A 491-nucleotide genomic window follows, 5' to 3' on the forward strand; every position below is an offset into this window, starting at 1 on the left:
TGTTTCCTAATCCCAGTTGACCGGATGAGTTGGATCCCCACGCCTTAACCGTTCCATCCTCCATGAGCGCCAAGGTATGGGAATTACCCGCTACTATTTGCTTCACCCCTGTTAGGCCTATTACGGTTGTTGGCATATTTCTGTTAGTTGTGTCTCTTAATCCCAATTGACCGTAATTGTTGTATCCCCAAGTCTTAACCGTTCCATCTTCCATGAGTCCTATGGTATGAGCATAACCAGTTGCTAATTGCTTCACTCCTGATAAGCTCGTTATTATTGTTGGAATGTTTCTATTAGTTGTGTCTCCTAATCCCAATTGACCGGATGAGTTGGAGCCCCACGCCTTAACCGTCCCATCCTCCATCAGGGCCAGGGTATGGGAATTACCCGTTGCTAATTGCTTCACTCCCGTTAGGCCTTTTACGGATGCTGGCATGTTAATACTAGTCGTGTTTCCTAATCCTAATTGACCGTATGAATTGGATCCCCAT

General features: G+C 45.8%; 1 protein-coding gene. It reads right to left on the minus strand.

Annotation, left to right across the window (positions count from 1 at the left end; translation table 11 throughout):
- Nucleotides 1-406 (minus strand): RCC1 domain-containing protein (locus tag PAT3040_RS13715; RefSeq protein WP_373863943.1); only part of this gene is annotated, 406 nt, incomplete at its 3' end.
- Nucleotides 407-491: the final 85 nt, after the last annotated feature.

Origin of the sequence: Paenibacillus agaridevorans (assembly GCF_003112455.1) — a bacterium.
In the GTDB taxonomy this organism is placed as follows: Bacteria; Bacillota; Bacilli; order Paenibacillales; family Paenibacillaceae; genus Pristimantibacillus; species Pristimantibacillus agaridevorans.